We start from the raw sequence: 14,082 nt of genomic DNA on the forward strand, positions 1-14,082 counted from the left end.
CGTCCGCACCGCCACCGCCCCCGCCGCCGTGACCATTCAACGCCACCACCGCATCCGCACCGTCACCAAACCCGGCACCCGCATCGCCATCGCCGAAGGCGTCCACCGCATCCCGCCGCCACCGCCGACCACCCGAGGAGAACTGTGAGACCAAACAACCGCGCGAAGATCCTCGACGCCGCTGCCCGGGTGGTCGGGCGGGCGGGCCTGCGCGCCCTCACGCTCGAGGCCACGGCGGAGGAGGCCAGGCTCACCCGCGGCGGGATGATGTACCACTTCCGTGACCGCGATGCCCTCGTGCTCGCCCTGCACGAACACCTCGCCGCGGAGTGGGAGGCGCAGCTCGTCGCCGCAGCAGGCAAGCCCGCCGAGGACGCGACGGCCGACGAGCGGATCGCGGCCTATGCCCGCGCAACCAGCGAGGACGCGTCGGCGGCCGAGTTCGCCCTGCTCGTCGACGCGGCCCACGACCCGCGGTTCGCCGCGATCTGGGCGGCGGTGCAGCACCGCTGGTCGCCCACTCCGGCCGAGGCGGCCGCCGACCCCGCTGCGCTCGACCGCTTCGTGCTGCGCCTGGCCGCCGACGGCCTCTGGGCCTACGACGCCTTCGACGCCGAGCCCCTCACCCCGGAGTTCCGCCGCCGGGTCGCCGAGCGCATCACTTCCCTGCTCGGGCCCGCCGCGGCGCAGGACGACTTAGGGCGAGCTCTTCGATAGCGCAGACACGCCCCCTCGGGCGTGCATCCGGCGAATCAACACGAACCGACTCCCGAAAGACCGGGTTCGCGCGAAGGCGAACGGACAAGGGGACGCGGATATTGACCGTTATGTCAATAGTGACGGATTAGCCCTCAGCGGGCACCTGGTTGCCGAGGTCGCGCAGGAACTCCCCCCAGCGCGTGTCGGCTTCGGATCTGGAGTCGAACTTGCCCAGCCATGCATCGAAGGCCGGCCTGCCGACGAGCTTGATCTCGACCTGCAGGATGTGATGGGTGCCATCCCGGTGGACTTTCGGAACGAGCAACACGACGGGCTCGAAATCGATCCACGTCCGCGCGCTGCCGACGGGGATTTACGTCCGGATGTCTGGGATGTACGGCCCTGGCTGCGGGGCGCTGGATGCGCAGGCTCCCGAGACTGAGGTCATCGCCTCATTCGGGGTGATGTCGAGGGGCCCTCCGGCTCCGTACCTCAGCGAGGAAAGCAAATCATGTCCGTCATCTCAGTGGGTAAAGAGAACAGCACGTCGATCGACCTGTACTACGAAGACCACGGAACGGGGCAGCCGGTCGTCCTGATCCACGGCTACCCGCTCAGCGGCGCGTCCTGGCTGCCTCAGACGCGGGCGCTTCTCGCGGCCGGCTACCGGGTCATCACCTACGACCGTCGGGGGTTCGGCAAGTCGAGCCAGCCGAGCGTCGGCTACGACTACGACACCTTCGCCGCCGATCTCGATACGGTGCTGACGACTCTCGACCTGCGCGACGTCCTGCTCGTGGGCTTCTCGATGGGTACGGGCGAGGTGGGCCGCTACACCGCCACGTACGGGACGGATCGCCTTGCGAAGATCGCCTTCCTCGCTCCGATCGAACCGTTCCTGCTGAAGACCGACGACCACCCGAACGGACTTCCGCAGGAGGCCTTCGACGGTTTCGTCACGGCCGCGAAAGACGACCCGTACGCGTTCTACACCGCGTTCTACAGCGACTTCTACAACCTCGATGAGAACCTCGGCAGCAGGGTCAGTCAGGAAGTGGTCACCAACAGCTGGAACGTGGCCACCGCCGGCTCCATGCGCGCCGCGTGGGCCGTTGTGCCGGCCTGGCACGAGGACTTCCGCGGAGACATCGAGAAGATCCGCGCCAGTGGAGTCCGGAGCCTCATCATGCAGGGCACGCTGGACCGCATCCTGCCCATCGATGCGACCGGCCGCGCCTTCCACGCGGTCTTCCCGGAGAGCGAGTACATCGAGATCGAGGGAGCTCCGCACGGCTTCGGCTGGACCCACTCCGCCGAGGTGAACGACCACCTGCTGCACTTCCTCGCGTCCTAGGAATCTGCGCGCAGCTCGACGATGACCCGATCGGACCCGCGCCGGCTTCACACGGCGCGGGTCTGACCAGCGGCGGAAGAGAAGCGGCGCTGGTACACCGACGGCGGCACCGACAGATGGGCGATGAAGGCACGTCTGAGAGATTCGGATGTGCCGAAGCCGGAGTCCTCCGCCACGCGCGTGACGGTGTGCCCCAGATCGAGAAGCGACTTCGCCTTGTCCACCCGCACGATCTCCACGTACTTGCCCGGAGTCGTCGCCAGCTCGTCATGGAACAACCGAGAGAGGTGCCGAGGACTCACCCGAGCGATCGCCGCCATGCTCGAGGCGGTGTGCTCAGCCGACGGGTCGGCCATGACCGCGCTCACCACCACGCGCAGCAGCGACGCCTCCCTTACCGGAGCGAGCAGACTGTCGGAGAACTGGGTCTGACCACCGTCCCGCCGAAGATAGACGACCAAGGCGCGAGCGACACCTCGCGCGACCTCGGCGCCCTCATCCTGCTCGAGGAGCGTCAACGCCAGATCGATCCCGGCCGTCACACCGGCCGAGGTGTACGTCGCGTCGTCCTCGACCACGATGGCGTCCGGCTGAACCCGTATTCCGGGATAGCGCCGGGCGAGCTCCCGTGTGTGATGCCAGTGGGTGGTGGCTCGCTTGCCGTCGAGCAGGCCGGCCGCAGCCAAAACGAACGCCCCGGTGCAGATCGACGCCGTACGGGCTGCGCGTTTCGACATGCTCACCGCCGCCGATGCCAGAGCTTCGGTGACCTCGCCCGCGGGAAACGCCTCGCCGCCGGTGACGACCACCGTGTCGAACGCCCCCCGCGACGCGGCCGAGGAGTCCACGGGAATCCTCATCCCCATCGAGGTCCGCACATCACGGCCGTCGACCGAGACCATGCTCATCCGGTAGTCGGCACCGAAGTGATTCGCCTCAGCGAAGACCTCGGCCGGCCCGGCGAGGTCGAGCAGCTTCATGTCGTCGAACACGAGCAGGGCTACTCGGTGACCAGAACTCGACATGGTCGGCCTCTCGTGTGCTCATCAGGCGGTGCATCGTCAGAATGACCGACCCGTCACACGCACAAAGCGAATGCACACGGTGGGAGCAAGTAAAGCACGAGCGCGCACCGCCATCAACGCCCCCGGTCAGACATCGGCGAGTCACACCTATCTCAAAAGTCCGAAGGTTTCGAGACGTCTCAGATCGCCGTCGGAAGGCCTACACAGCGTGCTGTTGATAACTGCCTCGCGATTCGCGAGGGAGCGCTACACGATGACCGGGCGGAATCCTCGATGATGACGGTCAAGTGCGGTTGGGTTGGCGCATCCATTCCGGGAGAAGGGAATGCGCCACCCGAGCGATCTCGCCAGCGTCTTCGTTGCCTCGAGCACCCGTCGAGAGCACGGCGTACAGCCCGGCGGCAGCGTAGGTGATTTCGACTTCCGCTGTGGCCGAGACGTTCCCGCTGTCCTTCCAGACGAGGCGGGTTTGAACGCGGAAGATCTCGCCTATTCCACGGAGGTCGGAGCCGTTGTCGTAGGTGTCCGCCAGATGGAAGAGCTGCGGTTCGGCGCGCAGCAGCTCGACGATGAGCCGAAGGTTCTCGATCGCCGCGACCCTCAACTGGATGCCCTCGTCACGTTTCTCGAATGCTCGGGCGATGAGGTGGTCGAAGCTGTCGAGGATGGCGAACCATGCTGCTTCCTCGAGGATGTCGAAATGGTTGTAGAAGGTTGCTCGAGTGACGCCGGCAGCCTCACTCAACGAGGAGATGCTGGTGAGCTCTCCGGCCCGCGCCTGAGCGTGCAGGGCGTCCAGGATCTGCTGGCGTGATTTCTGCGACCGTGGGTCGGATGAGATCGGACGTGCTCCCATAAGCAGGTTTGCTCTTTCGGTGGATCGGATTGCTGTGTTGGTTCGTTGCACAGATCCTTGGTGTTGATGAGCGGGGGCGGTGCCACAGATCCCGCTTGGAGAAGCTGCCGAGAGCGGCATCGTCTGAGGTACCGCTCTCGGATCAGGTCTCGTCGGGCGAACTGTGCAGCGCGGATGGACCGGAGGCGGGCTGGGGTACCTATGCCCAGCTCTTCTTCACGATCTCGAACTGGTTGCCGTCGAAGTCGGTGAAGTTGGCTGCGTAGTAGCCTTCAGCGAATTGGGGACGCGGGCCGGGTGCTCCGTCGTCGTTCCCGCCGGCGGCCAACGCGGCAGCGTAGGTCGCATCGACGGCGTCTGTGCTGTCTGCGGCGATGCCGAGGTAGATGCCCTCGATCGAGTCCTTCTTACCGGGTCGAAGCCAGATGCTGTTTGCCCCGTCCGCGAGACCCCAGGTGTCGACGGCAGTGCCCGGCCCGCCGGAGCTGAACTGCCCGAACTCTTCCCATCCAAGCGGCTTCAAAGCCGAGACGAGAAATCTGAACGAACGTTCCGGGTCGCTAGCGGAAATGTACACGTGATCGATCATGGTGGTCTCCCTGTTCAGGTTCGGCGTTCTTGCCGGTAGCTCACGCGGTGAGCTTGGATCAGTGTGGCACATCATTGACAGATGTCAAAGATGTTCTTTACAACCGTCTAAGACAGCCAGTAGAGTCATCAGCACGCCGCCACAACAAGGCCGTGCGCCCAGCGGTAGACAAGCTCGCGCACAACGATGCGGGGACAAGGACATGGGATACATCACCGTTGGACGAGAGAACTCGACGCCCATCGAGCTCTACCACGAAGACCACGGCGCCGATCAAGCGGTCGTGCTCGTATGCGGATACCCCTTCGATGGAAGCTCCCGGATCGGGGGAGCCCCCACAGCACGTCTGCTGACAGACGACCCGGGTTCGTCAACACCCTGACAGGAAGCGCCGCCCATGCCCGTCACCTTCGTGATCGACTACACGATCGATCCAAGCAAGATCACGCAGTTCGAAACCTACTCAGCCCGATGGATCGAACTCGTCGAGCGTGAGGGCGGGGTGCATCACGGCTACTACCTGCCGTCGGAAGGTGCCAGCGACAAAGCTCTTGCGCTCTTCACCTTCGAAAGCCTCACCGCCTACGAGGCCTACCGCGAGAACTTCGGCGTCGACCCCGATTTCATTGCCGCCGACCGGCTGCGCACCGACACCGGCTGCGTGCTGCGCTGGGACCGCACCCTAATGCAACCACTCCGCCGCAACACACAATGACCCGGCGCATGCGCTTCGCGCACGCAATCCGGCCGCCCGCCGGATACACAACTGTTGCGATGCCCATAGCCCCGGCAAACTACCACGCAAGAGTGCCGCATATCGCGAAGGCTATTGCCTCAGAAATCTAAGGCGAGCTCAACCGGGGTGGACACGGCCGGCCACTCCCCTTCTGTGAATCGCAGCGCTAAGTGGCCGCGTTTTCACAGCGCTATTCGTCATCCCCGCTGCACGTTAGCCGATCCCTCAACGGGACCATTAATGCTCGGGAACGGCTCCGTTACCGGACAGCATTTCGGAACAGGCAAACGGGGCGCAGAACCTCGGCGTGTCTGGCGGCTTGTTAGCAGACCGCTGGACCATCCCCTATCGAGACTGTCTGCACCATCAGGTCAGGGATTGAAAGGACAGACCGCGCGCGTTTAAAAGGTGTAAACACGTGTGTTTCAAACACCCATAACAACTGTTATGTCAATAGCTTCCTGAATGACCCTCACCCCCACGCTCCGAGCCGCTCCGCCTGAGCTCACACGCGAGTCAGGGGAAGACGCGGTTCCGGCGGCAGCTGTACCTCGATCCGATCCCCGGCGGCCGCACGCCCGCCACGCGAGACGATCCCCATGACACCCGCGAGAGGAAGCCGTCGCCATGCCCGTCTCGGCACCCTCGACGCGAATGGGGTGGGCGTTCCGGCTACGTCGCTGACCCGGAGGGAAACCGATGGGAGATCGCCCGGGCCTCGACAGCTCGGTTCGACGACCGCGGCTCACTCACCGGCTTCGGCTCGTGAGCGAGCCGCCGGCGGGATGAACAGCGGCGCGGAAGGCGGATGGTAGATTCGCCTCCGTACGACGGCGCGGCACGGCCGCTCAGCAGCGGTGCCGCGGATGTCATGTCGGCGCGGGAGGAGCTCATGGGGCAGTCGACGCACCCCCCCGTCCCGGGCGTCCGCGAGGTCGCCCACCACGCGGGAGTCTCGCGCGGGACGGTCTCGAACGTCCTGAACTACCCCGATCGGGTCCGGCCGCAGACGCGGGAGCGGGTCCTCAAGTCGATCGACGCGCTGGGGTTCGTGCCCGACGGCAACGCCCGTTCGCTGACGCTCGGGCAGAACAACGTGATCGGGCTCATCCTGCCGGGGCTCCTCAGCTCGTTCTTCGTCGACGTGGCCAGGGGCGCCCAGAAGGCGGCCCAGGACGCCGGGTGCAGCCTCCTGATCGCCACGATCGTCTCCAACAACGACGACGGCGCAGTGCGGCAGAGCGGGTACATGGACTACTTCGACTCGACGCGCGCGCGGGGGATCGTCGTCGCGCCCATCCGGAGCCCGATGGACGGCGTCCGTCGCGCTCACCGGCGGGGGCGGCCGGTCGTCACGGTCAACTTCGAGGATGAGGGTCTCGACGCCTGTCGGGTGCTGGTCGACGAGGAGCTCGCCGGATACCTGGCGGCGGACGAGCTGCTGCGCGGCGGTTCGACGAGGATCGCCTGGGTGACGGGGATGACCGAGTACCAGCCCGTCACGCGACGCCAGCAGGGTGTGCTCCGGAGGCTGGCCGAGGCCCGGCTGGACCTCGATGCCGAGATCATCGACGCCGGCGGATTGACGGCGACGCACGGCGAGACCGTGGGACGGGCCCTCGCCGAGCGTGCGCCGCAGGAGCGACCGGATGGGGTCGTCGTCGCGACGGCCGCGCTCGGCGCCTCCATCATGCGCCAGCTCCTCCGCGCCGGTGTCGACGTACCCGCGGACGTCGCCATCGCGTCGTGCGAGGGCAACACCGACGAGATCCGCTCCGACACCCCCCTGACCGCATCCGAGACGGACGGCGTGCGGGTGGGCGAGAACGCTGTGGAGCTCCTCCTGGGCGAGTCGCTGGACGAGGACTTGGGACACGTCCATCGAGCGGTGATACTCGAGCCGGTGCTCGTCCGCAGGGCGAGCACGCGGGAGCCCGTGCGCTGACGCCCCTTCGTGCGTGAACCGTCCATTGTCGGACGCGATCGGACGTCTCCTCCCCCAGGACACAGGACTGTTACCTGGGACCGGCCGGATTTTACGTGCCCGAAACGTAATTTGACCGGTCCAAATTCCTGTGTCAGAGTCCCTCCTTGCGAGGCGATGAACCACTGGCGTCGCTCCGGGCACCCGTCCGGATCCCTACTCCCCGCCCACCGGAGAACCCTGACGCCGGTGGCCCTTCTGAAGAGGTTCACATGAGATCTTCCGTTCGACCGCCGGTGATCGCCGCGATCGGCGCCGGCACCGCCCTGCTCCTCGGCCTGTCCGCCTGCAGCTCCCCCTCCTCGAGCTCGGAGCCCTCCGGCGAGGTGGCGCTCTACACCTGGGCGTCCGGGTCCGAGAGCCAGTGGGACACGTTCGTCGACGCCGCCCAGAGCCAGCTCGACGGGATCACCCTCAGCTACGAGGGGCCCTCCTTCGCCGACTACTGGACCCAGATCAAGACCCGGTACTCCGGTGGCGACGCGCCGTGCCTCGTCGCGACGCAGTCGGACAAGACCTCGTCGATCGACAGCATCCTCGCTCCCCTGGACGACCAGCTCGCCTCGGCGGGCATCTCGGCCTCCGATTTCAATTCGGCGATGATCGACGGGATGACGATCGACGGGAAGATCAAGGCGCTGCCCTACGACTCCTCCGCGCTCGTCATCTACTACAACAAGTCGCTCTTCCAGCGCTACGGCGTCGCCGAGCCGACGGCGCAGTTCACCTCCGCCCAGTTCGAGGATGCCGCGGCCGCCCTCTCGAAGGACGGCAACAAGGGATTCGCCTACGGGAGCAGCTGGTTCTGGTTCGGTCCCTTCGCGGTCGCCGCCGGGCAGACCTGGTCCGACGGGGACGGCGGCCTCGACCTGACGAACGAGGGAGTGGAGTCCACGCTGCAGTCGTACCTGGATCTCGCGGCGAACGGCTACGCGGCCCCGGTGACGGCGGGTGAGACCGCCACGCAGCAGGACGCGTTCGCGCAGGGCGACGTCGGGATGATCGTGGGCGGCACCTGGGACTACAGCACGCTCGTCAGCGCCCTGGGCGAGGGGAACGTGGGCGTCGCCCCCATCCCGAGCCCCGACGGCAACGGGCCGCAGTTCGTGACCGGCTCCGGCTACGGCATCTCCGCATCCTGCGCCGACAAGGACCAGGCCTTCACGGCTCTGACGGCCCTGACGAGCCCCGAGACCATGAAGGTCGCCGCCGACTCCATCGGCACCGTCCCGGCACGCACCGCCGTGCTCGACGATTTCCTGGCCGCCGGCGACCCCGCCTATGCCAGCACCGTCGGCTCGGTCCTCCAGAACGGCACCGTCGCGCCCTACGTCGAGAACTGGTCCAACACCGACACCCTCCTCACCCAGTACCTCCCGGAGGGCTTCAGCGGCTCGATGTCGGCGAAGGAGATCCTGGAGCAGGTGCAGTCGTCGGTCGGCGACTGACTCCCGACGACATGAGACCCGAGACCTCGACCATGAGCGAACGACTCGCCGTCGCCGAACCCGTCGCGGACACCGCTCGGGGGGAGGCCCTCGCGGCCTCCCCCCGAGCGGGACGCAGGAGGGCCCGAGGGCAGGCTGAGGGCGGCGGACTCACCGCCGCGCTGTACCTGGCCCCGGGCGTCATCGGGCTCCTCGTCTTCGTCATCGGCCCGCTCGTCGCGTCTCTCGGGATGAGCCTGTTCGACTGGTCCCTGCTCGGGACGCCCGAGTTCATCGGCCTGGACAACTACCGCCGCCTGCTCTTCGACGATCCGAGCTTCTGGACCATCGTCGGTAACACGCTGATCATCGTCTTCGTCTACGTCCCGCTGAACATCGCGCTCGCGACCGCGATGGCGACCTGGCTGACGACCCGGATCAAGGGCCGGTCGATCTTCCGGGTGCTCTTCCTGCTCCCGGCGCTGACACCGATGGTCGCGAACGCCCTGATCTGGCGCTTCATCCTCAGCGACGACGGCCTGGTCAACACCCTGCTGGCCACGGTCGGCATCCAGGGACCGAGCTGGCTCGGCACCGGCGGATGGGCGCTCACGTCGATCATCATCGTCTCCGTGTGGCAGAGCTTCGGCTACAACATGGTCATCATCGGCGCCGGGCTCGATGCGGTCGACAGATCGGTGCTGGAGGCCGCACGCATCGACGGAGCGGGCGCGTTCACGCGCTTCCGATCCGTCACGCTCCCTTTGATCACGCCCTCCCTCTTCTTCACCACCGTCATGACCGTGATCGGCGCGTTCCAGATCTTCGTGCAGCCCTACATGATGACCCGCGGCGGCCCCGGTCAGAGCACGAACACCCTCGTGCTGTACCTCTACCAATCCGGGTTCACGTTCGACCGGCTCGGATACGCCTCCGCCATCGGCTGGGTCGTGTTCGCCCTCGTGATGGTCGTCACCGCCCTGCAGTTCATCGCCCAGAGGAAGCTGGTCCACTATGCGTGACTCCGCCCGGGTGTGGATTAACACCGGCCTGGTCGCTCTCGTCTCGCTGGGCTTCGTCTTCCCCTTCGTCTGGATGATCAGCACGTCGCTCAAGCCGTCGGACGAGATCTTCTCGGGCGGCCTCCAGCTCTGGGGCTCGCAGGTCATGTTCTCGAACTACGCGGAGGCGTGGACGCGGATCGACTTCGGGCGGTTCGTCCTCAACGGCCTGTTCGTCGCCAGCGTGGGCACGCTCCTGACCTTGGTGGTCTCCGTCCTCTCGGCGTACGCCTTCTCGCGCCTGCCCTTCCGGTTCCGCGACCGCCTGTTCCTGCTCTTCATCGCGTCGATGGTGCTGCCCCAGGAGGTGCTCGTCATCCCCCAGTTCATCCTGATGCGATCCCTCGGCCTCGTGAACACCTACACGGCGCTCATCCTGCCCGCCGCGTTCGCCGCCTTCGGCGCCTTCCTCCTCCGGCAGTTCCTGCTCTCGATCCCCGAGGAGCTCGAGGAGGCGGCCACGCTCGACGGCGCCTCACGGCCCCGCATCATCTGGAGCATCCTCGTCCCCCTGATCCGTCCTGCCCTCGCCGTGCTGGCGGTCTTCACCTTCATCTCCTACTGGAACAGCTTCCTGTGGCCGCTGGTGATCGTGAACTCGACCGACATGGCCACCGTCCCGCTCGGCCTGTCCATGTTCACGACCCAGTTCACGACGGCATGGCACCTGGTCATGGCGGGCTGCGTCATCTCGACCGTCCCGAGCCTCTTCCTCGTCGTCTTCATGCAGCGCCATCTCATCAGCGGTCTCGCGGCGGGAGGCTTCGGGGGCCGCTGAACGCGCGGACGGCCCTCCGCATCCACCGTCGGCACCCGCGGCTCCGACCGCCCCTACGCTTCCGCGCGCCTCGACGCGGGCATCCTCATCATCCAGAAGGAGACACATGACATCGATCGACTGGTTCACGCGAGCCAACGTGGGGCTCTTCGTCCACTGGGACCACGCCAGCCAGACCGGGACCGAGATCGGCTGGCCGATCGTCGGGGGACTCTCCCACCTGCCCTCCCCCATCCCCACGACCGCCGCCGAGTACCACGCCAGCGCCGCCACCTTCGACCCGAAGGACTGGGATCCCCAGAACCTTGTCGCGGCGGCGAAGGCCATCGGAGCGAAGTACGCGATCTTCACCACCAGGCACCACAGCGGATGGTCCGCCTGGCCGACCAAGACCGGACAGCTCTCGATCGCGAGCTCGCCTTTCGGCGCCCGTGGCGGCGACTTGGTGCGCGACTTCACGGACGCCTTCCAAGAGGCGGGCATCCGCGTCGGCCTGTATTACTCGCTCTCCGACTGGCACCACCCCGACTACCTCGCCTGGACCGACGACCAGCGCCCCTACAACTACCGGCCCACGATGGGCACTCCTGAGCAGTGGCAGCGCTACCGCCAATACATGAAGGATCAGTTCACCGAACTTCTGACCGAATACGGCCAGATCGACCTGCTGTGGTTCGACGGAGACTGGGAGCGCACCCCGGAGGAATGGGATGCGGACGATCTCGTCTCGCACATCCGATCGCTCGCGCCCGACATCATCCTCAACAACCGGCTCCCCGGGCACGGCGACTATCAGACTCCCGAACAGCACATGCCGAGCCAGCCCCTCGACGGACCATGGGAATGCGGCATCACCATCAACGACACCTGGAGCTACGTCCCCAAGGACACCAACGTCAAGTCGGCCTTCGACCTCATCCGCAGCCTCGTCCAGGTGCGCGCGAGCGGCGGGAACCTCCTCCTGAACGTCGGACCCACCGGAGATGGTGTCCTCCCTCCCACGGAGACGGAACGCATCGACGACATCTCGCAATGGCTCAGCGCACACAGCGAATCCGTCTTCGACGTCGAGCCGGGTCTCGAGGTGTGGCAGTTCTACGGACCCTCCACACGACGAGGGAACACGCTCTACCTCCACCTCCTGGCCTGGCCCAGGGAGTCGATCAGCATCCGCGCGCTTCCCGTTCGGCGGGTGCGCTCCGCCCGGATGCTCGACACCGGTGAGGAGCTTGCACTGCGGTCGCAGATCTCTCCCCTGTCCATCGAGGAGAACGACCCCGAGGGCGAGTTGACGATCCTCATGCCCCAGACCCCGTCGGAGTCCGTCGTCCCCGTCATCGCCATCGAGATCGACGACTACGCATCCCGACCCCGCGCGGAGGGCTCATCCGGGGAACGCGTCTGACCGCCAAGCCGGAGAATTGGGCGTGAGGAGAACGGTGTCCTGCGAGGGGTCGCGAAGGATAAACCCGTTCCCGGCTTCGGTGACGTCATGAGAGAGCGTGCCGAGCACTTGGTCGAGGCGTTCTGGTGTGTCCAGCTGCAGGGTGAAGTTCCGCATGCGGGCGGTGCAGGCCTGTGACTGAGGGGCGTTCACGCCTTGCCAGGTGTTGACCGCGATGCGGTGGTTGAAAAGTCCGCCGCCGCACACGTCACCCATGTGAATGCGGGGCGCCCAGAGAGCCTGGTTGAAACCGAACGCTTTGTAAAACGTGCACGCGGCTTCAAGGTCGCCGGGGTCTCGAGCGTAATCTCGACGGTGAGGGAGTCTCGCTTGCGCTTCTTGGGGACGTATCGCTGCCTCGGCAGTCGTGCAGTTCGTCATCGCGGGAGTGAGAGCCTGGCTGGGAATCTAATTCCCAGGGAGTCCCGGTCTCGTAAGAGGCCGGGACTTCCCTTTATTCAAATCCGTCGATGATGAACGCCCGCGGCCTCCCGTGCCACCTTTTTTCTGTAGAGGATGCTACTCAGCCGACTCCCAGAAAAACGCGGATAACCCCAATTGTGTCAAGGGCGACTCTTCCGAGACCCTTTTTGAGGTCTGCATCAGCCTAAAAGCCGGACGGCACGCGCAGCGAGAACACAGCCGTGAGGCGGCTACTGCACCATGCGCAGGATAATGATGCTGTGGCGAGGCCTGCATGAATTCTTTGAGCGACGGAACGGCCCGTTCGGACTCATCAGCGCGGACCTGTGTTGATCGGCATGCTGCTCGAAGTGAGCCGCTGGTCTCGAGAACGTCCGGTCGAGACCTACCAGGGATTCCCTAGGGCGCAGCCGGAACCTAAGATGTCGCGCGTCGCACCACGACAGCTTCACCCGCCGACCCCGCGACAGGCGCGGGGAGGCCGTTGATCGCCGCGAGGGCAGCCTCGGCCATGTGCCGCCCGAGACCCGCGGTGTCGATGCGGACGCTCGAGAGTGCGGGGACGAAGAGCGAGGCGAGCGGCGTGTCGTCGTGTCCGACGACGGCGATCCTGTCGGGGACGGCGATCTCCTGCCGCAAGGCGGACCCGACCGGGAGCGCCGCGACGTCGTCGTTGTAGGCGACGATGCCGTCTGCTCCGTCGCCAACCCACTGAGCGAGGTGCTCGTCGACATTCTCCTGATCGACGTCCGCTTCGTGCATCAGCATGTTGCCGGTGAGACTCAGCGCCGTGTCCCCCGCCAATCGACGACGCGCATCCACCAGATCGGTCACACGCGGATCCGTGGTTCCCGCGAATGCGAGTCGCGTGCGACCGACCGAGACCAGATGCTCGACCTGCTTGCGAGGGCCTTCCGCGAAGCCTCGGGCGCCGGGCGCAGTGACCGGTTCCGTCGCCTCGGGGAAGACCCGTCGTACGCCCGCGCGTCGAATCGAAGCGCGTTGCTCGCTCGTGAACGGTGTCAGACCGAGAACGACCTCGGGATCGAGGGTCTCCCAGAGTGGCGGCGTCCGACACTCCGGGTGCACTGTCGTCGTCACGAACGAGTACCCGGCTTCGTTCATCACATGAGAGGCCTCGTCGAGATGCACTCGCATGCTGTAGTCGATCGGCCAGTCGGGAGCCCCGCGAAGAGATTAGCTCGCGTTCGCCACATGAGGACATATATTGCCCCTGAAACGCGGCCCTCTATTGCTACCACTCACATTCTTCATACTCTCGCCCTCACCCGATATCTCAGAAAGCCGCCCCACGTTCGCGGTATCTCAGCCCGGAATTCTGCGGGTTCACGACACACGCGATGGGGCGCAGCACCATTTGCATCGCAACACGATCGCGAAGCACCTGAAATCACGGGGACTCGCGCTGGACAAGCAGCTGCTGCTCGCGCCGGCCGAGATTGATTGAGTGAGCGACGATGCTATACGCGCGAGACCTATCGCTGATCGCTAGTGGAAAAGAGATGGGGCGCAATCCGAAGTTGGTAAAATCAGCCATGGTGTGCTGAAGGCACTCATCGCCGAGGCTGTCCCTCATTCGACGGCCAAACCCGGGTGTGCTCTCGCGAGCCAGGGGCTGAGGGCGTCGTACTGGTCGATGTTCAGTTCCTCAGAGAGATCTGCATGGGACGGGGTGACGTCGACGT

General features: G+C 65.8%; 13 protein-coding genes. 8 read left to right on the forward strand and 5 right to left on the reverse strand.

Features of this window, described 5'->3' with window-relative positions:
- Nucleotides 1–144 precede the first annotated feature (144 nt).
- Nucleotides 145–717, forward strand: a complete 573-nt coding sequence (locus AC59HU_RS06165) for a TetR/AcrR family transcriptional regulator (protein ID WP_497222476.1) — start codon at nt 145–147, stop codon at nt 715–717.
- A gap of 127 nt (nt 718–844) precedes the next feature.
- On the opposite strand, the gene AC59HU_RS06170 is transcribed toward AC59HU_RS06165, so the two are convergent.
- Nucleotides 845–1,027, reverse strand: coding sequence for a hypothetical protein (locus tag AC59HU_RS06170; protein WP_497222477.1), 183 nt, complete (start codon nt 1,025–1,027; stop codon nt 845–847).
- A 183-nt stretch (nt 1,028–1,210) separates the two neighbouring features.
- On the opposite strand from AC59HU_RS06170, the gene AC59HU_RS06175 reads away from it, so the two are divergent.
- The gene (locus AC59HU_RS06175) at nt 1,211–2,053 is read left to right on the forward strand and encodes an alpha/beta fold hydrolase (protein ID WP_497222478.1); all 843 of its coding nucleotides are present in this window, start codon (nt 1,211–1,213) and stop codon (nt 2,051–2,053) included.
- A gap of 47 nt (nt 2,054–2,100) precedes the next feature.
- Here AC59HU_RS06175 and AC59HU_RS06180 read toward each other — a convergent pair whose 3' ends face one another.
- The 3 genes from AC59HU_RS06180 to AC59HU_RS06190 form a co-directional block, all read right to left on the reverse strand.
- Nucleotides 2,101–3,078, reverse strand: coding sequence for a GlxA family transcriptional regulator (locus AC59HU_RS06180; RefSeq protein WP_497222479.1), 978 nt, complete (start codon nt 3,076–3,078; stop codon nt 2,101–2,103).
- A 283-nt stretch (nt 3,079–3,361) separates the two neighbouring features.
- Nucleotides 3,362–3,985, reverse strand: coding sequence for a TetR/AcrR family transcriptional regulator (locus tag AC59HU_RS06185; RefSeq protein WP_497222480.1), 624 nt, complete (start codon nt 3,983–3,985; stop codon nt 3,362–3,364).
- 148 nt (nt 3,986–4,133) lie between these two features.
- Nucleotides 4,134–4,523 carry a VOC family protein gene (locus AC59HU_RS06190; protein WP_497222481.1) on the reverse strand — a complete coding sequence of 130 codons (390 nt, stop codon included), beginning with the start codon at nt 4,521–4,523 and terminating at the stop codon, nt 4,134–4,136.
- Nucleotides 4,524–4,920: 397 nt separating this feature from the next.
- On the opposite strand from AC59HU_RS06190, the gene AC59HU_RS06195 reads away from it, so the two are divergent.
- The 6 genes from AC59HU_RS06195 to AC59HU_RS06220 all read left to right on the forward strand — a co-directional run bounded on the left by AC59HU_RS06195 (nt 4,921) and on the right by AC59HU_RS06220 (nt 11,914).
- On the forward strand, nt 4,921–5,238 hold the full coding sequence (locus AC59HU_RS06195) for an NIPSNAP family protein (RefSeq protein ID WP_382309831.1): 318 nt from the start codon (nt 4,921–4,923) through the stop codon (nt 5,236–5,238).
- Between the two features lie 829 nt (nt 5,239–6,067).
- Nucleotides 6,068–7,204 (forward strand): LacI family DNA-binding transcriptional regulator, encoded by a 1,137-nt coding sequence (locus AC59HU_RS06200; RefSeq protein WP_497222482.1) that lies wholly within the window; start codon nt 6,068–6,070, stop codon nt 7,202–7,204.
- Nucleotides 7,205–7,455: 251 nt separating this feature from the next.
- Nucleotides 7,456–8,691, forward strand: a complete 1,236-nt coding sequence (locus AC59HU_RS06205) for an ABC transporter substrate-binding protein (protein ID WP_497222483.1) — start codon at nt 7,456–7,458, stop codon at nt 8,689–8,691.
- Between the two features lie 32 nt (nt 8,692–8,723).
- The gene (locus AC59HU_RS06210) at nt 8,724–9,692 is read left to right on the forward strand and encodes a carbohydrate ABC transporter permease (protein ID WP_497222484.1); all 969 of its coding nucleotides are present in this window, start codon (nt 8,724–8,726) and stop codon (nt 9,690–9,692) included.
- Entirely contained in the window at nt 9,685–10,509 is an 825-nt protein-coding gene (locus AC59HU_RS06215) for a carbohydrate ABC transporter permease (RefSeq protein ID WP_497222485.1), read from the forward strand. Before AC59HU_RS06210 ends, AC59HU_RS06215 begins: the two co-directional genes overlap by 8 nt.
- 106 nt (nt 10,510–10,615) lie before the next feature.
- Nucleotides 10,616–11,914 (forward strand): alpha-L-fucosidase, encoded by a 1,299-nt coding sequence (locus tag AC59HU_RS06220; RefSeq protein WP_497222486.1) that lies wholly within the window; start codon nt 10,616–10,618, stop codon nt 11,912–11,914.
- Between the two features lie 879 nt (nt 11,915–12,793).
- Here the strand turns inward: AC59HU_RS06220 and AC59HU_RS06225 are convergent.
- Nucleotides 12,794–13,528, reverse strand: a complete 735-nt coding sequence (locus tag AC59HU_RS06225) for a substrate-binding domain-containing protein (RefSeq protein WP_497222487.1) — start codon at nt 13,526–13,528, stop codon at nt 12,794–12,796.
- Nucleotides 13,529–14,082: the final 554 nt, after the last annotated feature.

The organism is Herbiconiux sp. 320_LB, assembly GCF_059691755.1.

What these genes read in the sequence shown, in the direction of transcription:
- AC59HU_RS06175 (WP_497222478.1), top strand. Translation starts at nt 1,211, where the DNA reads ATGTCCGTCATCTCAGTGGGTAAAGAGAACAGCACGTCGATCGACCTG.
- AC59HU_RS06180 (WP_497222479.1), bottom strand. Translation starts at nt 3,078, where the DNA reads ATGTCGAGTTCTGGTCACCGAGTAGCCCTGCTCGTGTTCGACGACATG.
- AC59HU_RS06190 (WP_497222481.1), bottom strand. Translation starts at nt 4,523, where the DNA reads ATGATCGATCACGTGTACATTTCCGCTAGCGACCCGGAACGTTCGTTC.
- AC59HU_RS06195 (WP_382309831.1), top strand. Translation starts at nt 4,921, where the DNA reads ATGCCCGTCACCTTCGTGATCGACTACACGATCGATCCAAGCAAGATC.
- AC59HU_RS06200 (WP_497222482.1), top strand. Translation starts at nt 6,068, where the DNA reads ATGGTAGATTCGCCTCCGTACGACGGCGCGGCACGGCCGCTCAGCAGC.
- AC59HU_RS06205 (WP_497222483.1), top strand. Translation starts at nt 7,456, where the DNA reads ATGAGATCTTCCGTTCGACCGCCGGTGATCGCCGCGATCGGCGCCGGC.
- AC59HU_RS06210 (WP_497222484.1), top strand. Translation starts at nt 8,724, where the DNA reads ATGAGCGAACGACTCGCCGTCGCCGAACCCGTCGCGGACACCGCTCGG.
- AC59HU_RS06215 (WP_497222485.1), top strand. Translation starts at nt 9,685, where the DNA reads ATGCGTGACTCCGCCCGGGTGTGGATTAACACCGGCCTGGTCGCTCTC.
- AC59HU_RS06220 (WP_497222486.1), top strand. Translation starts at nt 10,616, where the DNA reads ATGACATCGATCGACTGGTTCACGCGAGCCAACGTGGGGCTCTTCGTC.